Raw genomic sequence first — 24538 nt, 5'->3', positions numbered from 1 at the left:
CACTGGCAGCCGGCTGGCCGCGGCGCTGGCGTTCCATGGTCTTGCCCCTGGGGATCGCAGTGGCGCTGCATGCCCTGTGGCTGGCGGGAGCGAGCCTCCTGGACGCCCGCCGCCCGGCACCGGCGCTGCTCAGCAGTGGGGATGACACACCTGAATTGCTGCGCTTCAGCCGCCGCGCCAGCCAGCTGGCGGGCCAACAGATGGGTCCACTGACGGGCCTGGGACGCGCCAACCTCAGCATGGTCCCCCTGCCCCTGGACAGCACCCTGCCGCCCCCGCCCCCGGATCTGGCCTTCGGCGGAGCGGTCTTGGCCCTGCGAGGCGCCAAACCCGCTGGCAGCGGCCGCGGCGCTGCCCAGAGAGCGGCGAACCGACCCCCTGTCCCCACGGCGCCACCGCCCCTGCGCCTGGCCGAATTGGTGCCGGCCGAGCGCTCCTCGCTGGCAGGGCTGCCCGATGACCCTCTCGTGGCCTTCAGGCTCGTGGCGGCCCTCGATCCCACCCCCGGCGGAGCAGCCGATGGGGCGGCCGCGGAGACATCCGGTGACAAGGGCAGCCCCACCCCTGCCGCCGCCGCCATCGCCCGTCGTCATCTCCGGTTGATCGCCGGGGGGGAAAAGCCCTTCCTGGCGCTGTGGCAGAAGGGGCGGCCCCTGACCCCACGGCCTGCGGCCCTGGGGGATCTGCCCGAGGGAGTGGAACTGCGCAGCCTGCCCCTGGCCCTGGTGCGCCGTCTGGGGCTCAGCCAGCCCCATGGCCTCTCCATCAGCTACGGCACCAGCCGGCTGCTGCTCTGGGTCGAGGGTGACGAGCTCTGGCTGATCCAGCAAAAGGACGGAATCCCCTCCAACCCTGCCTAGCCTGATCGGCAAAGGATGAAAAGGCGCCGCCGGCGGGCACCGTGGGGATAGCGATCCGATCGGGATCTCCCTCCTGATGGGCTGGCTGATCGGTTGGGTCCTGATGGCCCATCCTGCCGGAGGGATTCGTGCCCGGAGCCCCACGGATGACGCTGCTGAATCCCGCCTGCGACGGAGCGGGAACCCTGCCCCACCTGCTCAAGCCTCTGGAGCGGAAAAGAATGGGCCCTGCCCACCGCCTTGGGCAGGCCTCCGGCGCCAGCCTGGTGCTTCTCGATGCCGACGGCGAGCCAGGGCAGGAGCCGCGGCGGCCACTGGTGGCGGCGGGGCAGCGGAACGGGCCCAGGGGCGCCTCTCGATCCGGTTCAACCCGCCCGGGCGCTTGGGCGTGAAGCTGGGGCGTGGCAGCGATGGGGCCGGCGACGGTCACGGGGCGTGGGCAGGCCGTGGGGCCACCGGCAGGTTCATGGCCCACATCTGCTGGGGGGCGGACCAGCCGACGGACGCCCCCATCGGCTGGCAGTGGCTCGACGACCGCATGGACCCAGGGAGGGGCCGATGGAGCTGATCCACGGATTCGAGAGAACCATTGGCGCCACCGCCGGTCAGGTGTCCTGGCCGCGAAGGCTGGCGGTGGTGCTCTGGATCTCGGCCCTGTTCCGGGCGGCCTGGTGCCTTGCTAATGGGGGCCTTCGCCCTGCAGCTCACCGAGCCGATGCGGCCCATGGGCGGCTTCGGCCCCTTGGGGGCTGCTCTTACCCTCCCTGCGCTCTCTTTCCGCTCGTTCGTCCGCGCGATCCTCAACCTGAGGCGGGGCGGGTTCGCATCGAAAGGGCGCCAGTCCGACACCCACCTGGAGCCGCGCTGAGGGCAGGGCGCGGTTCGCCTGTCAGGGCGCTTCCCTGTTCGTGCCATCGATCCTGCGATCGCCACCGCCGGCGCCCTGGGTTGGCGGGGCTGGTCGCTGTTGATCGGCCGGGGCGACAACGTCCCGATCGGGGTGGGCTCTCCGGCCCCACCAGCCACGATGGGCCGCTGCCCTGCATCGACGCTCTCCAGTGGGGCCAGAGGGTGCTCGGTATCCGCCCCTGGAGGGGACACCTGCCAGTGGACCTAGCAGTCCCGGGGCAACGAAGCGCCAGGCGCTGCTGCCTCGGGCCGTGGCCTTCGCCCTGGCCTTCGTCGCCCCCTGAACCATGCCTGCCTGCTGGAGCAACGCTTCAACCGCCGGCGGCTGTCGGGCCTGCCTGAGCGCCCCCAGGAACGGCACGATCAGGGGCTCTATAGCACTCGCTTGAGATGTTCCGCCAGCCGCAGGGCCAGGGCAATGACCGTGAGCGCCGGGCCCACGGCAGGGCAGGTCGGAAAGACGCTGGCGTCAGCCACGTAGAGGTTGACGAGCTGATGGCTCCTCCCCTGGAGGTCCACCACGGATCGGGTAGGATCGCTGCCCATGCGGACAGTGCCGCAGGCGAACCCCAGGACCGCCAGGGGCGACTCGCCACGGGGATGGAGGGGGAAAGCGCGCACCACCGTGGTGGCGGGGTCGGCTTCAAGCGCCTTGATCGTGGAGAGCCAGCGGTAGACGAGGCGGTCGTGGGCCTCACGGTTGTTGGGGGTGTAGGTGATCTGCAGTCCTTCGCCGCGCAGGCTGACGCGGTTGGCGGGATCAGGCCGAACGCCGCTGCTCGCCCACCAGCTGACCGTGCGCACGGCCAACTGCTCCAGCAGGCTGTTGGGCAACAGCCGAGTGACCAGGGACAGCAGGGGGGGCGATTCGGCGAACAGGGGGTCCTGAAGCACACCACCACCGTTGCGGATCTGCCCCAGCGGCACCGACACGTTCTTGTCGCCCCAGTAGTAGTCGTTGATCCCCAGACCAGGGCCGTAACGCCCTGAATCGGGATGGGCGGCCAGCTGCAGGATGGAGGAGAGCTGGGGCTTCATCAGATTGCGGCCCACCTGGCCCGAGCCGTTGGCGAGGCCCTCGGGATGCTGGTCATTGCAGGAGCGCAGCAGCAGGGCGGCGCTGTTGACGGCGCCGGCAGCCAGCACCACCACGTGGCCGGTGAACAGCCAGTTCTGACCATCGATCTCCGCCTGCACCCCCTTCACCTCGCGGCCACTGGGGTTGACGTGCAGACGTATCACCCGGGCACCCGTGCGCAACGTCACCTGGGCGGATAGCTCCGCCACATCCACCCCGAAACGCTCGGCATCGCCGCTCGGATCCAGCGGCGACGCGGACCAGCTGATCGGCAGGTCGTAGGCGGTGACACCCTGGCGGGCCAGGTCGGCGCGCAGGCTCTCCAGGACCGGCTCGATGCTCCGGGGGGGATGCAGGTAGTCACCCGTGCGCGGTGGCTCGGTGGGGTCGACGCTGCGGCGACCGTGCACGTGGTACAAGCGCTCGGCCCGGTCGTAGTGGGGGGCGAGATCGGCGTAGCTCAGCTCCCAACCGGGGCTGGAGCCATCGAGGTGCCTTTGGGGGGCGAAGTCCTGCTCGCGCAGACGCTCAAGGACCCCGCCCCAGATCTTGCTGTTGCCCCCCAGGGCATAGATCATCTGGGGTGGGAACGGATCGCCGTCGGTGCCGAACCACTGCTCGCCGGGGTGGTAGCGGCTGTTGCGAACCAGCTCCACATCCGCCACGTTCTGATCGCTGAGATCCATGGCCCCACCCCGCTCCAGCACCAACACGCTCTTGCCGCACTCGGCAAGAGCGCCGGCCAGGGTGCCGCCCCCGGCACCGGTGCCGATCACGATCAGGTCATAGGTGTGGTCGTCGATGATCACGGCAGGACTCCTAACGCCACACGTAAAGCAGCAGAAACAGCAGGATCCAGATCACATCGACGAAATGCCAGAACAGGGACGTGGCCACCACCCCCTGCTCGCCGCCGTCGTAGTTGCCCGGGAGAAACGACTTGAGCAGCATCAGCGCCATCAACAGGATGCCGGTGGCCACATGCAGGCCGTGGAACCCGGTGAGCAGATAGAAGGTGCCGCCAAAGGTGCCATCGGTGAAACCGAAGCTGAGGGAACGCCATTCCTGCGCCTGGCCAAGCAGGAAGTAGGCCCCCATGGCCATGGTGAGCAGCCAGAAGGCGCGGAAGCCCCAGAGGGAGCCGCGGTGCTTGAACCACTCGGCCAGAGCGATTGTGCCGGAACTCGACACCAGGACCACCGAATTGATCAGAGGGGTCTGCCACTCCAGGCCCTCCACACCGGAGGGCAACCAAGCGGTGGCGCTGAGCTTCAGGGCGGTGTAGCCACTGAAGAACGCCAGAAAGATCACGCTCTCTGAAAGCAGAAAGATCACGAAACCCGTGAGCGTGAAATTGGGATGCCCCCCGTGCTCGCCGTGGGCGGCCGGATCGGGCGCGGCCGAGGGGTCGAGGGGGCTTGAGGTGCTCATGCCCTTCCCTCAAGAAGCGCCAGGGCAAGCTCAATCTCCCCCTGGTGCTCCACCAGGGGCTTGCCCGTGCCATAGCCGTAGGGCGCGCTGATCACCGTGGGCACGTGGTCTTCGAAATTCTCGATCGGTGGCGGCGAGGGCAACAGCCACTCCAGGCCGATCGCCCGCCAGGGATTCGCGCCCGCCGGCTCGCCACGCACGACCGAACTGACCATGTTGAGCAGGAAGGGGATGATCGAGACCCCCAGCAGAAAGGCTCCGAGGCTGGCGAGCACGTTCCAGAACGCGAACTCCGGGTCGTAGGAGGACACCCGCCTCGGCATGCCCATCAGCCCGAGGGGGTGCATGGGCAGGAAGTTGAGATTGGCTCCCACAAACGTGAGCAGGCAGTGGAGCTTGCCGAGACCCTCGTAGGGCATGCGGCCGGTGAACTTGGGGAACCAGTGGTAGATGGCCGCGAAGATTCCCATCACGGCGGCGCCATAGATCACGTAGTGGAAATGGCCCACCACGAAGTAGGTGTTGTTGACGTGGATGTCAATCGGGACCGTAGCCAGCATGATGCCGGTGATGCCCGCGAACACGAAGTTGATCAGACCGCCGAGGGCAAACAGCATGGGAGTGGTGAGCTTCAGCTTTCCCCCCCAGAGGGTGCCCAGCCAGGCGAACACCTTCACGCCGGTGGGCACGGCGATCAGCATCGTGGTGACCATGAACAGATCGCGCATCCACTGGCTCACGCCACTGGGAAACATGTGGTGCACCCACACGATCAGCCCCAGGCCCACGATCACGAACGAGGCGATCGCCACAAAGGGATAGCCGAACAGCGGCTTTCGGGCATAGACGGGAAACAGCTCCGAGAAGATGCCGAACACGGGCAGGATGATCACGTACACCGCCGGGTGCGAATAGAACCAGAAGAAGTGCTGATAGAGCACCGGATCACCACCGCCGGTCGGGTCGTAGAACGTGGTGCCCACGGTGAGATCGAGCAGCAGCATCACGGCGCCGCCCGTGAGCGCCGGAAGGCCGATCAGCTGGATCGTCTGGGCCGCCAAGGCCGTCCAGCAGAAGATCGGCATGCGGAACAGGCCCATCCCCGGGGCCCGCATGCGCAGGATCGTGGTCACGAAATTGAGCGCACCCAGGATCGAAGAAATGCCCGAGAGGGCCACAGCAAGGATCCAGAGGGATTCACCGTTGATCAGATGGCCCAAGGGGTTCTGGACGCTGATGGGCGGGTACGACCACCACCCCGCCGAGGCCGGTCCGCCGGGAACAAAGAAACTGGCGATCAGCACCAGACCGAAGACAGGAAACATCCAGAATGCCAGCGCATTGAGGCGCGGGAAGGCCATATCCGGGGCGCCGATCATCACCGGGATCAGCAGGTTGTTGAACCCGTTCAGCACCGGAAAGGTGAACAGGAACAACATGATCGTGCCGTGCATGGTGTACAGCCCGTTGTAGACCGTGCGATCCACCAGATCAGCCGCCGGGGTGAGCAGTTCCCCCCGCATCACCATCGCCAGAAAGCCACCGATCAAGAAAAAGACAAACGACAGCACCACGTACTGGATGCCGATCACCTTGGCATCGGTGCAGAAGCTGAAATACCGCAACCAGGTAGGCGGCGATGACTTCGGTGGAGAAGGGCTGGGGCTGGTGGGGGTGAGAACGGTCATCGCTCAGGCGTCGTGGGGGAGGGAATTGGAGCCAGGCACGTTGACCAAAGGAGGCGGGGCGGGGGGCACCGTGGCCCAGCGGATGCCGCCCGCCGGCTGGCGCGCGAGCCGTTCGGCCTCGTCGGCGGCCACGCTCAGGCCCGGCTGCAGGGGCTGGTGGCTGGCCGCCTCCAGCCAGGAGCCGAACGCCTCAGGCGACTCGACCACGACATCGGCCTGGTTGGCGGCGAACCAGGCGCCGCTGAACTGGGAATCCCGCAGCCGGTAGCGGCCGCTTCGGGTGGGGGTCAGCGAAAAATCGATCGCCCGGCCGGGGACCACGTCTTGCTTGAGCCGGAAGGCGGGCACGTAGAAGCCGTGCAGCACATCCGGGGAGGTGAGCTTGAACGTGACCGGAACATCAAGCGGCAGGTGCAACTCGGTGGCCGAAACCTGGGCGCCGGGGTAGCGGAACTCCCACGACCACTGGCGGGCAATCACATCGACTTGAAGCGAACCCGATCCCGCAGCGGAAGCCCCAGGGCCATGGTCCATCGCCTCGATCAGCTCGCCTCCGTGCACGTGCTCCATGGGGCCGAGCACCCCGAGCTCGCGGTTCACGCGGATGCTGACCACGGCGATGGCCATGACGATCACCAGTGGAATCACCGTCCAGACGATCTCCAGCCGCGTGTTGCCCTCCATCGGTGGGCCATCCTCCTGGTCGTACTTCTCGGCGCGGTTGAACAGCAGCACCCAGAGCAGCACCGAAAGCACCCCCAGAAACACAAACGTGCCAATGGCGGTCTCGAGGCTGAACAGGTCATCCACCAGCGGCGCGGCATTGGAGGCCTGCACGGGGAACCAGCGGTAGGCCTCCTGCCCCATCCAGTGGCTGGCCACCACCAGCAGGCCGATCCAGGCGCTGAGCAGTACGAAGCGGATCATGGCAACGCCTCCCGCAGATCAGCCCCGGAAGCGAGCAATTGAGCCGCCGTGATGTGCACGCCAAACTCCCCGGCCAGCTGGGCCCCAAGGGTGCCGTGCACCCCCATCAAGACGGCGATCGAGACGCCCGCCAAGAGGTAGCTCCACTGCACCTGGCGGCCCATGTCCTTGCGCCAGGCAAAGCGTTGGTAGCCCCGCCAGATCGCCATCAACACCAGCAACAGCAGCAGGGCCACCCCACCCACCCCGTGCCAGAGCATCGTCACCTGGCTGCCGAGGCCAAAGGCACTGAGCACACCCTCCAGCGGATCGGCCAGCAACATCTCGTAGAAACCGCTGGCCACCGTGAGGAAGCTGAGCAGGGCGCTGGCCAGCAGGTTGTACCAGCCCACATCGTGGAAACCGGAACGGGTGACGGGCAGCGCCAAAAAGCGGAAGACCCGCTTCTCAAGCGGGTAGAGGGCGCCAATGGTGTCGAAGCCGATCGCCACCGCATACAGACCGATGCTCAGGTGCACGAGGTTGGGGTGAATCGGCAGGCCGTAGGGCAAGCCATTGGCGCCGAAGGCCAGCTCGGGATTCATCAGACCAGCCCCCGGCGCAGGGCATCGACCACCGGCACCGTGTGCAGGCCGTAGACCCAGATCAGCCGGTCCCCCAGCACCACCTGCACCACCACCAGGGCACCCAGGAGCGCACCGGCACCCAGAAAGGCTAGGGGGAGCTGCTGGGGATCACGGAGCCGGATCACGTAGCGCCAGGCCGTGAGCACGGAGAGCACCCCGGCCAGGGCCCAGCCCAGGGTGGTGTGCTGGTTGAGCAGTTCGCGCGAGGCTCCGTAGGGGTTGGCCAGACCCGCCTCCACCTGGCCGACGATGATCGCCACAAAAATCGTGGCCGTGGCCACCAGCAGGTTCCAGAAGCTCACCTCCAGCAGCGCCGGCTTCCTGGCGACCAAGGCAATCAGATCGAACACGACCACCAGCAGGGCCGAGGCGATCACGAAGTGCACCACGATCGGGTGCAGAGTGTCCGGCCAGGGCAGGTTGCGGTCGTTGAGGGCTGGAAGCAGCTCGAGCATGGACCGCTTCCATCTGGATGCGCTTGGTTCCAGTGTGTCGGCCAACGGCAGGGGGTTCGGCCAATGTCACCAAAAGCCTTCACGGTTGGGGCTCCTAAACTTGCCTCTGCCTCACTCGGCCCCCGAACGCATGATCACCAATCCCACCCTGCGCTTGATCACGGCGGTGCTGCTGTTCATCGCCGCCGCCCTCTCGATCCTGCTGCCGTTCGTATCGGCAACGGCGTTGACGATCGCCATCGGCGGTGTGGCGATCGCCGCCGGGGTGGCCCAGTTGCTGCGGCTCACGGGCGAGGGGGAGCTGAACGCCAAACTCTTCCGCGGCCTCTCCGGCCTCTTCTACCTGGCCGGCGGCGCCTGGATCCTGGCCTACCCCGTCGACAGTGAAGTGAGCCTGACGCTGCTGGCCGGCCTGCTGCTGGTGTTCGAAGGGGTGATGGAGCTGGCCGGCGCCGCCGCTGGTTCCGGCCAGGCCCGGGGGCTGGTGATCGTCGATGGCGTCGTGACGGCCATCCTGGGAGGAATGCTGGTGGCCGAATGGCCGAGCGACAGCTTCTGGGCCATCGGCACCCTCTTCGGTGTGGCCCTGTTCTTCTCAGCAATCAACCTGATCACGGCACCCAAAGCTCCCGCCGCTTGAGAGGGGAAGGGGAGCCGCGCTGGGAGCGGAAGGCGAGCCTCAGTCCCGCAGCAGCCGCTGAATGGCCTTGATCGCCACCCAGGCCAGGACCACACCAAGGGCCGCCACCACAACCCAGATCATCACCTGCGCGATCGGCTCGATCCAGAGGGCGATCTGCTTGTAACCCTCCCCCAAAGCCTGGCCCGCCACCAGCAGGAACAAGAGCCAGAGAGCGCTTCCCGCCGTGGTCCAGAGCAGGAATGTGCGCTGCGGCATCAGCTCCATGCCCGCCGGCACCGACACCAGGGTGCGCACCCCAGGCACCACCCGGCCCCAGAAGACGACCGCGACACCATGGCGGTTGAACCAGCGGCGGCTGGTGGCCAGGGCTTCGGGATGGACCCCCAGCCAACGGCCGTGGCGCGCCACCCAGTGCTCAAGATGCTCCTCATTGATGAGGCGGCCCACGCCGTACCAGAACCAGGCGCCCAGGACCGTACCCAGCAGTCCGGCGAGCATGACGGGCACCAGTTCAAGCTTGCCCTGCTGCACCAGGAAACCAGCCAGGGGCATCACCACTTCCGAAGGAATCGGTGGAACCACGTTCTCCAGCAACATCACCAGCGCGATGACCCCGTAACCCAGCAAAGGATTGGTCTCCACCGCCTTGAGGAGCACATCCGGGAGGGCGGCAACGAAACCCTGAAGATCGAGTGGTGGCATCGCCAGGTCTAAAGGGCGGAGGGGAGAACCAGGCCAGGAAGCCTCAGGTATCGGCGCGGAGGCTGCGGCGCCAGAGGCGCCACACCTTCTCGAGTTCCAGGTAAAGGAAGAACAGGAGACTGAAGCCCACGCAGATGGCCAGATCGGGAGCGGAGAGAGGCACCGTTCCGAAGAAGCGTGCCAGCACGGGAACGTAGAGCAGAGCCAGCTGCAAAACGGTGGTGAGGACCACGGCCCAGAGCAGCCAGGGGTTGGAGAGGGGGGCCACCTGCACCAGGGGCCGGTCGCTGCGCGCCGCCAGGGCATGGCCCATCTGGGCCAGGCAGAGCATGGTGAAGACCATCGTCTTCCAGGGGGCGCCGACACTGGAGGCGTAGACCATCATCGTGATCGTGATCGCAGCGAACACCACACCGATGCGCAGGATGTAGCGGCCCACGCCCCGGGCAAAGATCGATTCCCCGGGCTCTGCGGGCGGGCGCTGCATCAGCCCGGCCTCTCCGGGCTCCAGGGCGAGGGCAAGGGCGGGCACCCCATCGGTGACCAGATTCATCCAGAGGATCTGCAGCGGCGTCATCGGCACACCGGCCAGACCCAACAGGGGCGCCGAGGCGATCGTGATCAGTTCCCCCACGTTGCTGCCGAGGATGTACTTGATGAAGCGGCGGATGTTGGCGTACACCAGCCGGCCCTGCTCCACCGCGTTGACGATCGTGGCGAAGTTGTCGTCGAGCAGCACCATGTCGGAGGCCTCCTTGCTCACCTCCGTGCCGGTGATGCCCATGGCCACGCCGATGTGGGCCTGTTTGAGGGCCGGGGCGTCGTTGACGCCATCCCCCGTCATCGCGACCACCTGACCCAGCCCCTGCAGGGCCTTGACGATGCGCAGCTTCTGTTCGGGGGTAACCCTCGCGTAGACGTTGCAGCGGCCGACGATCGCGGCGAGGGTGCTGGAGTCGGCGTCCTCCAGCTGCTTTCCGAGCACCACCTCGGCACCCTCGTCCACCAGGCCGATCGTGACGCCGATGGCGCGGGCCGTGAGGGGGTGATCGCCGGTGATCATCACCGGCCGGATGCCGGCTTCCCGGCAGCGGGCCACCGCAACGGCAACTTCCGGGCGGGCGGGATCCAGCTGGGCCATCAGCCCCAGCAGCACCTGGTGGTCGAGGGCCTGCTCCGGGCTGGAGTGATGGGGAGCGCAGGCAAAGGCGAGCACCCGCAGGCCGGAGGCGGCGAGGCTGCGGGCTTGCTCCAGCCACCACTGACGCTGGTCCTCACGGAGGGCCGCCACGCCGGAGCCATCGAGCCAGCGATCACAGGTGAGGAGGATGACCTCGGGAGCCCCTTTGCTGATCAACAGGGTGAAGGAACCGGCGGCGCATTCCCCGAGGGGGGCCTGCAGGCTGCCCTGGAGGTCCTGCACCCAGACGGCCATCAGCTGACGCTCCGAGCTGAAGGGAATCTCGGCCTCCCGCCTGTAATGGCTGCGCAGGGCGAAGCCATCGAGGTCAGCCTTGGCGGCGGCCACCACCAAGGCCCCTTCAGTCGGATCACCGAGGATCTCCCAGCGGCCGTCGGGCTCCTGCTTCAGTTCGGCGTCGCTGCAGAGCACCCCCGCCTGCAGCAGCAGGTCGCTGGCACCGGGGGCCACGCCGGTCCTGGCGCCGTTGGGCGGCGGGAGCGCGGTGGATGTGAAGCCGCCACGGGGGTCATAGCCGTGGCCACTGACGGCCAGGGAGCGAGTGCCGCTGCGCAGCTCCTGCACCACCTGGCGATTGAGGGTCAAGGTGCCGGTCTTGTCGGTGCAGATCACCGTGACTGAGCCGAGGGCCTCCACCGCCGGCAGGCGGCGGATCAGGGCGGCCCGTTGCACCATCCGCTGGGTGCCGATCGCCAGGGTGACGGTGATCACCGCCGGCAAGCCCTCGGGCACGATCGCCACCGCCATCGACAGGGCCACCTCCAGCAGATCCAGCAGCCGCTGACCCATCAGCCAGCCCAGCAGCACCACCGCAGCCACCAGGGCCAGGGCTGAGGCCACCAGCACGTTGGCCAGGCCATCGAGCCGGTCCTGGAGAGGCGTCGACTCGCCGCCAGCGGTGTTGATGAGTTGGGCGATCTTGCCAAGCTCCGTCTCCATGCCCGTGGCCGTGACCACCGCCAGGCCGCGGCCACGCACCACCTCAGTGCCCTGAAAGAGACAGTTCCTGCGCTCCAGCACCGGAGTGGCCGGATCAAGCACCAGAACGGCCTGCTTGGTCACGGCCTCGGCCTCGCCGGTGAGCGCCGCCTCCCGCAGACCCAGTTCAGCCACCTCCAGCAGACGGGCATCGGCGGGCACCCGATCACCGGCTTCCACCCGGATCAGGTCGCCCGGCACCAGCTTCTCGCTGGAGAGCCGTTCCCAGATCCCGTCACGGCGCACCGTCACCAGGGGTTGGGCCATGGCGCGCAGGGCCTGGAGTGCCTGCTGGGCGCGGCTTTCCTGCAGGTAGCCGAGCAGGGCGTTGAGGCCGACGATCAGCACGATGGCGAGCGCATCCTTGGGGAAGCGCTGGGCGGCATAGGCCACCCCTGCCGAGGCCGCCGCCACCCCCAGCAGCATGATCAGCATCACGTTGCTGAACTGATCCCAGAGGATGCGCAGGTTGCTGCGCCCGGCCTTCAACTCCAGCCGGTTGAGCCCCAGCCTGGCCAGGCGTTCGGCGCCTTGGGCCGTGCTCAGACCGTCGGTGCTGGCCCCAAGTGATTGGAGGCACGCTGCCGGTGCCAGAGCATGCCAGGGTCTCCCGGGGGCGGCAGCGTTCAACGCATGGGTCTCAGCTGGCGCCAAGCTATTGGATGGGTGCGTTGGTTCCGCTCCAGCGGAAGGGGACCGGGATTCATCACCCTCGCCCTTCCAAGGGGGCGCCGCAGGACAAGGCCTACCGTCCATGACGCGCTGGAGCAATCCCGTCCCATGGGCGCTGTGGGCCAGCCGCCATGGCAACGAATCGCTGTTCCCGTCCTCAAGAACCCAGGTCCTTACGGCCGTTTAAGTCAAGGGGTGGGGGGAGGAGACCAACCTTGGGTGCTCCGTTCATGCCATCAGCTCTGGCACTTCTTGCCCCAGGTCTGCGTGCAGGTGCCGTCGTCGTTGCAGCTCACTGCCTTCATCGGCCGATCGAAGCGTTCGGAAAAGGCCTGCTGCACGATCGCGGAGGGCGCCTCGCCCTTGAACACCTTCGTGTTCTCACAACTGGCCTGGGCGAGGGCCGGCAAGGGGGCCACGGGGATCGCCAGGAGCGGCAGGATCAGCAGACGTCGCACGGACTCCCTAAGCGCACCGCGGCAAGCTTACAGAGAGTCTTCGATAGGTGAACCGCCCAGCTTGCAGGCAGACGAGACCGGTGCGCTGCACCGGCCTGGCCAGCATCAGCGGAACAGCGACTGGATCAGGTTGATGACGCCGGCGGTGCCGGGGTCAAAACCATGATTGCCGTAGACATCAGAATTGAAGGGGCCATTCATGCATTGGCCGTAAACATATCGACCATTATAGAATTTTCTGTCACAATCAATCCCATAACTGGACTGGCCATTGCTGGGTGGGATGATGTTATTCAGGCCATTGGTGGGCTGACCATTGCTGTCACTCTTACCGTTTTAGGGCAGGCCGTCGGCTTCACGGGTGGCGCTGAGCCGCCCGTCCCCCGCCAGCGGAAAAGGCCGGTGGACCCCTGGCTGACGACGGCCACGGGCCAGGTGCCGCTGCTGTCGACCAGGAGGAGCTGGCCGCAGCGGTTTAAGACGTTGTAGGTGGTGCCATTGCTGAGGCTGACCACGGAGCGGGTGGCGCCGTTGCGACGCACCTGCCGCAGGCCGCAGCGTTCCACCTCCCGGGCGGCACTGGTGTTGGCCATTATGCCGTTGGCCGGGGGGATGAACAGCCGCTCGGCGAGCGCCGTATCCAGCTGGCGGCGGCTCCAGCACCGCCGTTCGCCAAGGCTGCAAGAGGTTTCGTTGCTGAGTCGGAACTGATGCAGGGGCGCGCGTCCACCAAGACTGAGGATGAGCCTCTTGGCCGCCGTGGCACCCAGGTCGGTCTGGGGGAGGTCGATCGAAACGCCCCGCTGGTTGTAACAGATCCAGGCACCGGGATCGCAGAGCGCGCCGGCGGCGGGGAACTGGAGCTCTGCGGCGTCGCCGGGGCTGGGTGGATCAGGGCCAGCCCCACCAAATGAAGGGCCAGCAACCCACCGGGGGAGCGTGAAGGGGTTGTCAATGATTCGTTTGCATACCCGGAGTCTGGAGTCATCTGCTGGGGCTGAAGGCCATGGAAGCAGCGTGATCCCCGCGACCGACCGTGGGCAGAACGAGCCCGGCACACCTCCTGTCTCACGGCGCTGCGGCAGGACCCCATCAGAGGCGTGGGATCACAACGTTGTTGGTTCCGATGGTCTGCGCGAACCGCAGCTCGGCAGCCCATCGGGAACCGTCCTGGACGGCAGTGTTGAGCGACAGGTCCAAGCTCATGGTCTCTGGTGGATTGCAACCCTCCAGCTAACCTGAATCCTCCTGAAGGTCGCACCCTCGTTGTCGTTCTCCTCCCGCGCCAGCAGCCTGCTGCTGGCCTGTCTGTCCACCCTGCTGGCGGGCCCTGCCCAGGCCGGTTCCAATTGGCTGAAGTGCACCTTCACCGATTCCAACGCCATCGATCCAGCCAGGACCGTGAGCTGGTTCGTGAAGAGCCAGGAGGCCAAGAAGAGCGTGGAGTTCATCAACACGACCAAGCAAAGGTTCACGCTCAATGCGATCTATACCCCGAATCAGATTGTGTTCATCTACCCCCGGTCCATCAGCCGTGATGTGAGTGTGGAGGTGGAATTCCGGCTCAACCGCCAGACTCTGGCCGTCAAGAAACAGGTCAACAACGAGCCCTCGGTGGACACAGGCAGCTGCGCCTTCGTTCCAGCGCCTTGAGAGCCGTTCCGCAGCGAGGGCGGCCGAGCGGCCCGATGGGCTTTGGGCTGGCGGCCGCGCTGGTGGCACTGATGCTGCTCCTGGGCCTGGCGGCACCCGGAGCCAGGGCCGCCTTAATGCTGGATTCGATCGCGGGTCCAGCCTCCACCCAGGACGAAAGAAAGACCGAGGCCGGCAGCTACGCCGTCGCCAAGGTCAGGATCCTGGGCATTCCGGCCCTCACCGTGGCCTCGCCGGTGGTCACCGATGGCCGCTCCGGTCCGGATGCCAACCGGCGTGCCCGGGTGATCGAGGGCAACCTGAATCTGCTGTATGCCGTCCAGACGGACTGCACCAGCAGCGAAGCCATCGCCGAAGGCCTGCTGGAAGGACTGGTGCTCCACGGCACTGACCGCGCCTGTACGGGAACCAACTGGCGACAGTCGGGTAACGCTGAGGATCTGCAGATCATCGTCAGCCGTGACGAGAACGGCCTGAATGTGATCAGCGCGAAGCTGCCAAACCACCCGGAACCCTTGCTGCTGCTCAGCGTCACCGAAGCGGACGCCCGGCTGAACGGCGTCAGCGCCGACGCCCTCGCCCAGCACTGGCGGCAACTGCTCGAGCGACGCCTGCGCCATGCCCGCCGCCAGATGAAGCCGGCTGAATTGAAGGTGCGTGAGCAGATCACCCTGACGGGCGAGGTGCTTTTGGGGATGCTCACCGCGTTCACCGTCTGGTTGCTGTCGCTCAGCCGTCGTCTCACCGCTCGTCTGCAGGGGGCCGATGGCGCCCAGCCCCGGCGGCGGCGGCGGGAGCTGACACTGCAGCTCAGCCACGGTCTCAGCAGCCTGTTGTTCGTGCTGGTGCTGGGCCAGCTTGTGGTGATGGTGGGCCTAGCTGTGATGGCCGTGCCCGGTCAGGTGCCCCTGGGCCTCTCCCTGCTGATGCAGCCCTTCGCGGCCCTGGTGAAGGTGCTGCTGATGGGGCTGCTGGCGGCGGTGCTGCGGTTGCTGAGCACCTTCCTGCTGCAGCAGTGGTCCGACAACCTGCGCGTGCCGGCAGATCACCGGGCCCGGCGCAACCAGCGCTACCTCAGCCTGTTGCGGGTCACCCACCGCCTGATCGACCTGAGCTGCGGCGCCGTGCTGCTGGTGCTGATCCTGATCGACATCCCCGGCCTCCGGGAGGCCTCCACCTCGGTGTTGGTGGCGGGCGGTGCCGTGCTGGGTGGCCTGGCGATCGTGTTCCAGGGCCTACTGCGGGATTTCGTCGCCGGTTTGCTGGTACTGCTCGAAGACCGCTACGCCATCGGCGACTGGATCGAGATCGGTGGGCTCGAGGGCGACGTCGAGGACGTCGGAGTGCTCAGCACCCAACTGCGCTGCACGGACCAACGGGTGGTGGTGATCCAGAACAGCTGCGGCGATCGGGTGATTAACCACACCAAGTTTCGCTCCGGCGAGGACGTGCGGCTGGCGCTCGCTCAACCACTAAACGACATCGATGGGGCCTTGGCGGTGATCGCCGCCGCGGCATCGGACTTTGCCCAGGCCCCCGACTGGGCGGGCAAGTTACTCAAGGCCCCCTGGTGTCGGGGGGTGGTAGCGATCACGCCCCTGGGGGTTGAGGTGTCCGTGTTGTTGACCACACGAACCGGCGACCAATGGCTCTGCGGCCGGGAACTGCGCCGGCGTCTGCTCAATGCCCTGGCGAAGGCTGGGGTGCCGCTGGCTAAGAGCTCGCCGGCAATTCAACCGTGAAGCAACTCCCCTCCCCAGGGGTACTGGTGACCTGGATGCGTCCCCCATGGGAGGCACAGATGCGCGAGGCAATCGCCAACCCCAGACCGGAGCCACCGTCGGGGCGATCGCTGCGGGCCCGCCAGAAGCGATCGAACACCTGGGGCAGGTCCTGGGCACTGAGCCCAATGCCGCTGTCCTGCACCGAAACACTCACGAAACCACCGCGGCGGTGGGAGCGCACCGTCACCAGGCCCCCATCGGGGGTGTAGCGCAAGGCGTTGTCGAGCAGGTTGCGCACGAGTCGGTGCAGCAGGGTCACCTGACCCAACACCTGCAGGCCTGGGGTGAGCTCCAACTGGAGCCGCTGATGCCTGAGTTCGAGGCCGTCGCGGTGCAGGGCGATCTGCTGCTGCAGCACGGCCGAGAGATCCACCGGCTGGGGAGCCTCCAGACGCTCCTCGTCCTGGCGGGCCAGCAGCAGCAGGTCGTCCACCAGGCGGCCCATCTGGGCCGTGGCGCTGGCAATCGCCTCGAAGCGGCGCGCTTGGCCGGGCCCCGCCTCGGCCGCTGCCACCAGCCCCATCTCGGCATTGGCGGCCAGGGCCGCCAAGGGGCCCCGCAGCTCATGGGACGCATCAAGACTGAACTGGCGCAGGCGCTGGAGGCTGCGCTCCAGAGGAGCCACCGCCCGGCGGGTGAGCAGCAGGGCCGCAACAGCACTGAGCCCCAGGGCGACGGTGATCGCGATCGCCAGGGCGAGATCGAGCTGGCGCAGGCGGCCATCGAGGGGTTCGAGGTCTTCACTGACCCGGATCCAGACCCCCGGGGTGAGATCGGAGGGAAACACCAGGGCGAGCCAACCCGGGCCCTCCTGCCAGCGGGAACGGTTGCTCTCCAGCTTCCTGGGCAGGGGTCCGAGCTCGTTCTTCTCGCCCAGGCGGGCCACCGGGACGCGGCGTCCCTCGACGAACCACTCCACCTGTTGGCGGGCGGTGGCGAAATCCTTGCGGCTCTCCTGCAGGCTCCGCTCCGTTCCTGGCACCGGCAGGGGCAGCGAGGAAAAGTCCTCGGCAATCAAGCTGAGATGGCTACGCACATCCGCCAGCTGGCGCACCTGGAAGCCCTCGCGCACCACGGCGGCGAACAGAAGCAGCACCCCCGCGAGGCTGCCGAGGTAGAGCGCCAGCAACTCGCTCTGCTGGCGGCGCAGGGTGCGGGCCGGCCGGCCGGTGGACGGGCGTTGGCTCACGGTGGTGGCGGCATCAGGCGGTAACCCAGACCGTGAACGGTTTCGATCGGATCGGGGGAGCCTGCGCCGCGCAGCTTGCGGCGCAGATTGTTGAGGTGGGTCTTGACGGTGTCTTCGCCGGAATCGCCTTCCAGCGACCACAACTGATCGAGCAGTTGGCCGCGGTTGAACAGGCGGGCGGGGTGGCGCAGGAACCACTCCAGCAGTTGCCATTCCTTACTGGTGAGCCCAAGCGGGTGCCCATGGCACCAGGCCGTCGCCGCCGCCGGATCAAGTTCCACGGGCCCCCAGAGCAGGCGAGCGGGCTGATAGGGCCGATCAGAGCGGCGCTCGAGGGAGCGGATCCGGGCAGCCAGCTCGGCCATGCGAAACGGCTTGACCAGATAGTCGTCAGCGCCGCCCGATAAACCTTCGACCACATCGCCAAGGGCATCACGGGCCGTGATCATGATCACCAAGGTGGTGTGGCCCTGGGTTCTGAGCCCGCGCACGATGCTCAGCCCATCGCACCCGGGAAGCATCCAATCCAGCAGCGCCAGCTGGTAATCGCCCCTCAGCAACGCACCGAGGGCCTGATCGCCGTTGCTCAGCCAGGTGACTGTGTGGCGATCGTGCTCGAGGAAGTCGACCAGGGGCTCCGCCAGGCGGGCATCGTCTTCAGCCAACAGAATGCGCATGGTGACCAAGGGGCATCGCAGCGCCCAGGTCCAGACGCTCAAAGCCTTCGAGCTTCACAATCGCACCACCGCGATCGTGGTGCAGCGTGCAGATGGAGGTGTGCTGGGCCCGGAACAGATCCACGTCCCGTAAACCAAAGTGATGAGCCCTGGCCGCGCGGCTCGGGCCGCCACGGCTCCGGGCGCCCCCCCTGCGCGGTGCGGGGCCGCTGGGGGGGCGTGGTGGCGGCTGAGATTGGGGCGTCGGGGCGGCGCAGAATGAGGCCCAAACACCACAGGGCGGCCACCGACACCAGGGCCAGAGGAACGCCGACACCTCCCAGCAAAAGACCCCAGACGCCCCAGAGCCCCATGGTGGCCAGTTCCGCCGGCAGCAGCTGAAGACGCGGTTGATCGTCCCGCAGATCGATGATCGGAGCGAGGCTTTGAACCACAGATCGGCACGCAAAGGTGTATCTGTTCACACCGTCGGCCACCCTCGTAAAGAGAATGGCAAGTGCTCAGACCCGTTGGCCCCGATCGGGACTCACCCAGCGGGCCCGCTGACCCTGCCCCCGCCGCAGCACCCGCGGCAGGGCCACCACCGAGGTGGTCAAGGTGAGGATCCAGAACACCAACGGGTACCAGATCATCCAGTAGAGGGTGCGGCCCAGATCCCGGTCGCAGGGACGATCCAGCCAGAGGCTGAAGCTGAATTGCAGGAGACACACCAGGGCCAGCCAGGCGTCGCCGGCACGGGGCAGCAGCGGAAAGGCAAGCGCGGCCGGTCCAACCCCCGCCAGCAGCAAGCTGATCCCCCAGAGCACCAGCACCAGCACCATGGCGTGGACCCAGAGCAGGCTGAGCAGTGGCTCGATCAGAAATGGCAACAGGCGCCACTGGCGGGGCCGCCAAAGCACATTGATGTTGGCCAGAAGCACCTGCACCCCCCCCGCCTCAGCCCAACGCAGCCGCTGCTTCCACAGCCCCCACAAGGTCTCCGGCATCAGGATCCAGACCAGGGCATGGGGTTCGTAGGGCCCCCCCCCCGCTGCGGGGCCCAGGTGATCGCGATGTCTTCGGTGAGCCTGTCGACGTTCCAGTAGCCGACCTCGTGCAGGGCCTGGCGGCGGAAGGCAGCGATCACTCCGGAGAGGGTGAACAGGCCGCCCAGGCTGGCTTGGGCGCGTTTGATCAGGCCGATGATCGAGGAAAACTCCCCCACCTGCACGCGCCCCAACAGGGTGGTGCGGTTGCGGATCCGAGGGTTGCCGGTGACCGCCCCAAGCCGGGGATCCTGCAGCCGCCGCCGCACCAGCCAGGCCACCGCGTCGGGATCCAGCAACGCATCGCCATCGATACAGACCAACAACCCATGGCGGGCCAGCAGAGCGCCGCTGCGCAGGGCCATCGCCTTGCCCTGGTTGCTCGCCAGGTGCACCACCCGCAGCCGCGGCTCGATGGCCGCCCAGGCCTCCAACTGCCGGGCGGTTTCGTCGATGCTGCCGGCAAGCGCCCCGGGACCGCCATCGCTGGCCCTGCCCCCTCCTTCGCTGACGGGGCGGGCGACCTGGTGGCCCTGGTGCCCGAAACCGGGGCCATCAGCCTGGCGGGACAGGCGGAGGAGCTGGTGCTTGAACTCGACGATCTGCCGCCGATGATCGACGCCGGCGAGCTGCTGGCTCTGATGGACGCCGATGGGGCCCGCCTGCAACTGACGGTGGCCGGCCGCCAGCTGCTCAAGCATGTTCCCCTGGTGCGCCAACTGCAGGCGGCCCTGGAGGCCAGCCCCCGGGGCGAGGTGGAGGGTGGCACCGTGCTGGAGCAGCTCAGTGAACAGTTCACCGGCCAGGAAGCCGAAGCAGTGTTCGATACCGTCATCAGCTGGACCCGCAGCTGCGGCCTGTTCCGCTACAACCGGGAGCAGGACCGCTTCCGCCTGGCGGCGAGCGAAGCACGGTCCGCCTGAGCACCGCCTCTGGTCGCGCTCAAGCCGCCTCCAGCGTCCATCCACCGCGGCCATCGAGGCGCAGCAGGCGCTGGTGGAAGGCCCTCAGGCTGGGGCGGTGACCCACGCTGATCATGGTGACGCCCTGGCGCTCCAGCAGGCCATAGAGCTGCCGCTCCGCCTCAAGATCAAGGGCGCTGGTGGCCTCGTCAAGCAGCACGAACGGCCGGCCAGCCAGCAACAGGCGGGCAAAGCCGAGCCGTTGCTGCTCGCCCCCGGACAACAGCCGCGCCCAATCCTCCTCAACCCCCAGATCCCCATAGCGCTCGTTCAGCGCGCCAACTCCCGCAGCGGCCAGGGCCGAGCGCAACGCCCCGTCTGGCGGCGGAGGTGCCTCCAGCGGCAGGCCATAGAGCAGCTGCTCGCGCAGGCTGCCCAGGGCCATGTAAGGGGTCTGGGGCAGCACGCTCCATTGGGCGGGATCAGGGGATCTCAGGCGACCAGCGGAAGCTGGGGCCAGACCGCAGAGCACCCTGAGCAGACTGGTTTTACCGCAACCGCTGGGTCCGGTGATCAACAGCCGTTCCCCCGGGGTCACGCGCAGGTCGAGGTGCTCGATCAAGGGCGGGCCACCACCGGGGTCGGCCACGCTGAGCTGGTGCAGCTCAAGGCCCACAGGGGCAGGAGAAGCGGCAGCGGCAGCGGATTCGCCGCCGGCCGCCAGCAACACCTGTGCCCCCAGGCCGCCCCGCAGCTCGCCGACCCGATCCAGGCTGGCGAACAGACTGGAGAAATCGTCGGCGCGCACCACCAGAAACGACAACGCCGTCTGCACCTGGCCGAAGGCAATGCTCCCCACCGTGAGCTGCCCGAGGCTGACGCGGCCGCCGAAGTAGGCGCCCGAGAGCACCAGATAGGGCACGAACTGCATCAAAAAGGCGTAGAGCCCCGAGCCCTGCTCCACCAGCGCCCGCCAGCGGATCAACCGCTCGAGATTCACCAGCACGCGCGCAAAGCGCCCCCGCAGCCCCCGCGCCTCTCGGGCCTCGCCGCGCAGGAAGGCGATGCTCTCGGCATGGCTGCGCAGGTGCATCAAGGCGAAGCGAAAATCAGCCTCGAGCGATTGCTGGCGGAACCCCAGCCGGGCCAGCCGTCGCACCAGCGGCACGATCAGGCCGTTGCCCATCGCCGTCGCCACCAGCAGCGTCAGCACCAGCCAACCACTGATCTGGAAGAGCACCAGCACGTAGGCCGCGAGCGAAAGCAGCGAGGTGCAGAAACCGAAGAACAGATCGGTGGAGCTGACCACCGAGCGCTGGATGTCATCGGCGAGGCGCTGGTCAGGGTTGTCGATCTCTCCAGCGCCGGCGGCCGCCGCCTCCAGGTGGTAGTAGTTCTGGTTCTGCAGGTAGGCCTCAGACAGCACAGCGGTGGTGCGGTCGCGCCAGGCCAGGGCGAAACGCTGCTGGCCGTAGCTGTTGAGGAACTGCACCGGCAGGGTGACCAGATAGATCGCGCTCAGCCCCGCCGCCGTGCCCCAGAAGCGCGCGGCGCTGCGCACGTTGAGGGCCTCCATCACCGCCCCATTGCCCTCGGTGAAGGCCACATCCACCGCCGTGGCCACCACCAGCACCAGCAGCAGCCCCGCCAGGGCGAGCCAGCGTCGGGACAGCTCGCGGCCGAGCCAGCGGGCCGCCAGCCACGCCCCCACCCCCCCGGCGACGGTGACCCCCAGGGCGACCCAGCGGTGGTGATCACTGCCATAGAGGCCCAGGGGGCCCCGCAGGTAGGGGAAGGCCAGATCGAGGCGGGCCGGGCCCAGGACGGCCTCCAGCAGCTGGGCCGAGGCACCGATCACCAGGGCCGCCAGCCCCAGGGCCAGGGTGGCCGCCAGCAGCAGCAAGGCGGCGAAAGACCGCAGCGGCCGCCGGGAGGACGGCAGGCGCCGGCTCGGGAGCAGGAAGTCGGCGGCGAGCTGACGAAACTCAGCGGCAAAGGTGACCAGCGTGGGGCTCACGCGTTCACGCTCTGCCGGTAGAACCAGCCCTTCGCCGCCTCAGCGGCCAGCACATAGGCCAGCAGGATCAGGGCCAGCAGCGCCAGGAAGCTGGCCGGCAGGGGCACGAAGCCGAAGGGGGCCGCCAGGGGGGAATAGGGCAACAGCAGCGTCAGCAGCACCACCACCAGGGTGGCCAGCACCAGGGGGCGGGAGGGCCGGCTGCGCAGCAGCGGGCCCCGGGTGCGCACCACCAGCACGATCGAGGCCGCCGAGATCACCGATTCCACGAACCAGCCGGTGCGGAACTGGGCGGGATCACCCCGCAGCACCCAGAGCAACACAGCGAAGGTGAGGTAGTCGAACACCGAACTCACCAACCCGAAGGTGAGCATGAAGCGCTGGATGAAGGGAATGCTCCAGCGCCGGGGCCGCTCGATCCAGTCGCGATCCACCCGGTCGGTGGCGATCGTCATCTCCGGCAGATCGGTGAGCAGGTTGGTGAGCAGGATCTGCTTGGGCAGCAGCGGCAGAAACGGCAACAGCAACGAGGCGCCGGCCATCGAAAACATGTTGCCGAAGTTGGCGCTGGTGGCCATGAACACGTACTTGAGCGTGTTGGCGAAGGTGGTGCGCCCCTCACGGATGCCGTCGGCCAGCACCGCCAGATCCCGCTCCAGCAAAACGATGTCTGCAGCCTCCTTGGCCACGTCCACCGCTCCCTGCACCGACAGGCCCACATCGGCGGCGTGGAGGGCCGGGGCGTCGTTGATGCCATCGCCCATGTAACCCACCACATGGCCCGCCCGGCGCAGGGCCGCGATCAACCGTTCCTTCTGGTTGGGCTCCACCTCGGCGAAGATGTCGCAGGCCTGGGCCCGCAGCGGCAGCGCCTGGTCGCTGATCGAGAGCAGCTGGGAGCCGGTGATCACCTCAGGCTCCAGCAGTCCGGCCTCCCGGCCGATGCGGGCCGCGATCAGGGCGTTGTCGCCGGTGATCAGCTTCAGGCGCACCCCCATCCCCCGCAACTCGGCCACGGTGCTGGCGATGGCGGGCCTGAGCGGATCGCTCAGGGCCACCAGGCCCACGAAGCGCATCCCCCGCTCCGACTCCCGCGTCGCCACCGTGCCGGTGAGGTCCTCGCGAACGGCCACCCCCAGCTGCCGGTAGCCCTCGGCGCTGAGGCTGCGGTAGCGCTCCTGCAGGCCCACGCGCACCGCCTCGATCGGCACCACCGAACCATCGCTGCGCTCGGCCGTGGTGCACACCTCCAGCACCCTGTTCAGGGCCCCCTTGGTCACCAGCACGCTCTGGCCGCCCTGGGCGAGCAGCACGCTCTGCCGCTTGCGCAGGAAGTCGAAGGGCACCTCATCGAGCTTGCTCCAGCCCTCCAGATCGAGCGGACCCCTCTCCCGCAGGGCCGTGTCGATCGGATTGACGTACCCGCTCTGGAAGGTGGCATTGGCATAGGCCAGCAGCAGGGTGCGGGAGCTTTCCTTGCCCTCAACCCCCCAGGCGAACTGCACCTGGGCGGTGCCCTCGGTGAGCGTGCCGGTCTTGTCGGAGCAGAGCACATCCATGCTGCCGAAGTTCTCGATCGCCGCCAGACGCTTGACGATCACCTGGCGTTTGGCCATGCGCCGGGCACCCCTGGCCAGGTTGACGCTGATCACTGCCGGCAGCAGCTGGGGTGTCAGCCCCACCCCCAGGGCCAGGGAAAACAGGAACGAATCAATCACCGGGCGCTGGAGGTAGACGTTGAAGGCGAAGATGGCGACCACCAGCGTCAGAGTCACCTCCAGCAACAGGTAGCCAAAGCGGCGCACACCGCGCTCGAACTCCGTCTCACTGCGCCGCAAGCGCATCCGCGCCGCAATCGCCCCAAAGGCCGTGGCACGACCCGTGTGCACCACCACGGCCCGCCCGGTGCCGCTGACCACATGGGTGCCCAGGTGCAGCAGGTTGAGCCGGCCCGCGAGGGGGGTGCCTGGGGCGAACTCCCCCACCTGCTTGTTCACCGGAAAGCTCTCGCCCGTGAGGGCCGCCTCATCCACGCTCAGGTCGCGCTCCTCGATCAGGCGGGCATCGGCCGGGATGCTGACCCCGGCTGAAAGCAGCACGATGTCGCCCGGCACCACGGCCGTGCTCGGGATGGTCTGCTCCGCCCCATCGCGCCAGACGCTGGTGCGCAGTTCGACGGTGCGCAGCAGCTCCCGCACGGCCCCCTCGGCCCCGTGCTCCTGGAGGAACCCCAGCAGCCCACTGACGAGAACGATCGCCAGGATGATCAGCCCATCGAGCGGCGAATCGAGCAGAAACGACAGCAGGGCGGCGGCGGCCAGGATCAGGATGATCGGACTGGTGAACTGACGCAGCAGCCGTTCAGGCGCCCCGGAGCGCGACGGTGCGGCCAGGCTGTTTGGGCCATGGCTCTTCAGGCGTTCGGACGCCTGTTCCCGGCTGAGACCCTGGGGCCCCACCCGGAGAGAAGCGAGCAACTCGCCGAGGGGAACGCTCCAGTAGGCCTGCTCGGTGGGTTTGATCGACACCGCGGGGCCCGACTCCCGCTCACCCTATGCAGCGATCCTGGTCCTGGCCAGGGGTGGCTGATGGGATGGGGAGCGTCCATCCGCGCCGCCGGGTCCGGGCCAATCGGGCTCCAGGCGCACGGACCCAACCATCAC

At 67.7% G+C, this 24538-nt stretch carries 21 protein-coding genes; 5 read left to right on the top strand and 16 right to left on the bottom strand.

From position 1 onward, the window contains the following. Positions 1–35 precede the first annotated feature (35 nt). Positions 36–860 (top strand): hypothetical protein, encoded by an 825-nt coding sequence (locus KBY88_RS01805; protein ID WP_254938173.1) that lies wholly within the window; start codon positions 36–38, stop codon positions 858–860. Positions 861–2141: 1281 nt separating this feature from the next. Here KBY88_RS01805 and KBY88_RS01800 read toward each other — a convergent pair. The 6 genes from KBY88_RS01800 to KBY88_RS01775 are packed head-to-tail and all read right to left on the bottom strand — an operon-like array spanning position 2142 to position 7974. Next, a complete protein-coding gene (locus tag KBY88_RS01800; protein WP_254938172.1) occupies positions 2142–3656 on the bottom strand; it encodes a GMC oxidoreductase in 1515 nt (504 codons plus the stop codon). Positions 3657–3666: 10 nt separating this feature from the next. Next, positions 3667–4278: a cytochrome c oxidase subunit 3 gene (locus KBY88_RS01795; protein WP_254938171.1), complete on the bottom strand. Its 612-nt coding sequence runs from the start codon at positions 4276–4278 to the stop codon at positions 3667–3669. Beyond that, positions 4275–5966: a cytochrome c oxidase subunit I gene (locus tag KBY88_RS01790; RefSeq protein ID WP_254938170.1), complete on the bottom strand. Its 1692-nt coding sequence runs from the start codon at positions 5964–5966 to the stop codon at positions 4275–4277. The genes KBY88_RS01795 and KBY88_RS01790 overlap by 4 nt, the downstream gene beginning before the upstream one ends. 3 nt (positions 5967–5969) lie before the next feature. Next, positions 5970–6893: a cytochrome c oxidase subunit II gene (locus KBY88_RS01785; protein ID WP_254938169.1), complete on the bottom strand. Its 924-nt coding sequence runs from the start codon at positions 6891–6893 to the stop codon at positions 5970–5972. Beyond that, on the bottom strand, positions 6890–7477 hold the full coding sequence (locus tag KBY88_RS01780; protein WP_254938168.1) for a DUF2231 domain-containing protein: 588 nt from the start codon (positions 7475–7477) through the stop codon (positions 6890–6892). The genes KBY88_RS01785 and KBY88_RS01780 overlap by 4 nt, the downstream gene beginning before the upstream one ends. Next, positions 7477–7974: a DUF2231 domain-containing protein gene (locus KBY88_RS01775; RefSeq protein WP_254938167.1), complete on the bottom strand. Its 498-nt coding sequence runs from the start codon at positions 7972–7974 to the stop codon at positions 7477–7479. The genes KBY88_RS01780 and KBY88_RS01775 overlap by 1 nt, the downstream gene beginning before the upstream one ends. A gap of 130 nt (positions 7975–8104) precedes the next feature. Between KBY88_RS01775 and KBY88_RS01770 the strand changes: the two genes are divergently transcribed. After that, a complete protein-coding gene (locus KBY88_RS01770) occupies positions 8105–8614 on the top strand; it encodes an HdeD family acid-resistance protein (RefSeq protein ID WP_254938166.1) in 510 nt (169 codons plus the stop codon). 39 nt (positions 8615–8653) lie between these two features. On the opposite strand, the gene KBY88_RS01765 is transcribed toward KBY88_RS01770, so the two are convergent. From KBY88_RS01765 to KBY88_RS16365, 4 genes are all read right to left on the bottom strand, one after another. Then, on the bottom strand, positions 8654–9319 hold the full coding sequence (locus KBY88_RS01765) for a DedA family protein (protein WP_254938165.1): 666 nt from the start codon (positions 9317–9319) through the stop codon (positions 8654–8656). 43 nt (positions 9320–9362) lie between these two features. Further along, complete coding sequence (locus KBY88_RS01760) at positions 9363–12128, bottom strand: cation-translocating P-type ATPase (RefSeq protein ID WP_254938164.1); 2766 nt, start codon at positions 12126–12128, stop codon at positions 9363–9365. A 278-nt stretch (positions 12129–12406) separates the two neighbouring features. Next, on the bottom strand, positions 12407–12628 hold the full coding sequence (locus KBY88_RS01755; RefSeq protein WP_254938163.1) for a hypothetical protein: 222 nt from the start codon (positions 12626–12628) through the stop codon (positions 12407–12409). 293 nt (positions 12629–12921) lie between these two features. Further along, a complete protein-coding gene (locus tag KBY88_RS16365; RefSeq protein ID WP_514130633.1) occupies positions 12922–13686 on the bottom strand; it encodes a YcgJ family protein in 765 nt (254 codons plus the stop codon). Between the two features lie 208 nt (positions 13687–13894). Here KBY88_RS16365 and KBY88_RS01745 point away from each other — a divergent pair, with 208 nt between their 5' ends. Both KBY88_RS01745 and KBY88_RS01740 read left to right on the top strand, forming a co-directional pair. Further along, positions 13895–14281, top strand: coding sequence for a hypothetical protein (locus KBY88_RS01745; RefSeq protein WP_254938161.1), 387 nt, complete (start codon positions 13895–13897; stop codon positions 14279–14281). 71 nt (positions 14282–14352) lie between these two features. Then, positions 14353–16023, top strand: coding sequence for a mechanosensitive ion channel family protein (locus tag KBY88_RS01740; RefSeq protein ID WP_254938160.1), 1671 nt, complete (start codon positions 14353–14355; stop codon positions 16021–16023). On the opposite strand, the gene KBY88_RS01735 is transcribed toward KBY88_RS01740, so the two are convergent. From KBY88_RS01735 to KBY88_RS16080, 4 genes are all read right to left on the bottom strand, one after another. Next, complete coding sequence (locus KBY88_RS01735) at positions 15995–17254, bottom strand: sensor histidine kinase (RefSeq protein WP_254938159.1); 1260 nt, start codon at positions 17252–17254, stop codon at positions 15995–15997. The genes KBY88_RS01740 and KBY88_RS01735 overlap by 29 nt on opposite strands. Then, positions 17251–17931, bottom strand: a complete 681-nt coding sequence (locus KBY88_RS01730) for a response regulator transcription factor (protein ID WP_254938158.1) — start codon at positions 17929–17931, stop codon at positions 17251–17253. The genes KBY88_RS01735 and KBY88_RS01730 overlap by 4 nt, the downstream gene beginning before the upstream one ends. Before the next feature lie 500 nt (positions 17932–18431). Further along, entirely contained in the window at positions 18432–18917 is a 486-nt protein-coding gene (locus tag KBY88_RS01725; protein WP_254938157.1) for a hypothetical protein, read from the bottom strand. Further along, positions 18917–19390 carry a glycosyltransferase gene (locus KBY88_RS16080; RefSeq protein WP_254938156.1) on the bottom strand — a complete coding sequence of 158 codons (474 nt, stop codon included), beginning with the start codon at positions 19388–19390 and terminating at the stop codon, positions 18917–18919. The genes KBY88_RS01725 and KBY88_RS16080 overlap by 1 nt, the downstream gene beginning before the upstream one ends. Between KBY88_RS16080 and KBY88_RS16075 the strand changes: the two genes are divergently transcribed. Beyond that, complete coding sequence (locus KBY88_RS16075) at positions 19346–19879, top strand: AAA-associated domain-containing protein (protein WP_254938155.1); 534 nt, start codon at positions 19346–19348, stop codon at positions 19877–19879. The genes KBY88_RS16080 and KBY88_RS16075 overlap by 45 nt on opposite strands. Positions 19880–19898: 19 nt before the next feature. Here the strand turns inward: KBY88_RS16075 and KBY88_RS01710 are convergent, their stop codons facing one another. Both KBY88_RS01710 and mgtA read right to left on the bottom strand, forming a co-directional pair. Further along, complete coding sequence (locus KBY88_RS01710; protein WP_254938154.1) at positions 19899–21875, bottom strand: ABC transporter ATP-binding protein/permease; 1977 nt, start codon at positions 21873–21875, stop codon at positions 19899–19901. Continuing rightward, on the bottom strand, positions 21872–24403 hold the full coding sequence (gene mgtA, locus KBY88_RS01705) for a magnesium-translocating P-type ATPase (RefSeq protein ID WP_254938153.1): 2532 nt from the start codon (positions 24401–24403) through the stop codon (positions 21872–21874). The genes KBY88_RS01710 and mgtA overlap by 4 nt, the downstream gene beginning before the upstream one ends. Positions 24404–24538 lie beyond the last annotated feature (135 nt).

The sequence above is a fragment of the Cyanobium sp. Morenito 9A2 genome (assembly GCF_024345575.1).
In the GTDB taxonomy this organism is placed as follows: domain Bacteria; phylum Cyanobacteriota; class Cyanobacteriia; order PCC-6307; family Cyanobiaceae; genus ATX-6F1.
Note: the sequence above shows the minus strand (reverse complement) of the source record. Positions and strands in the feature narration are given on the sequence as shown.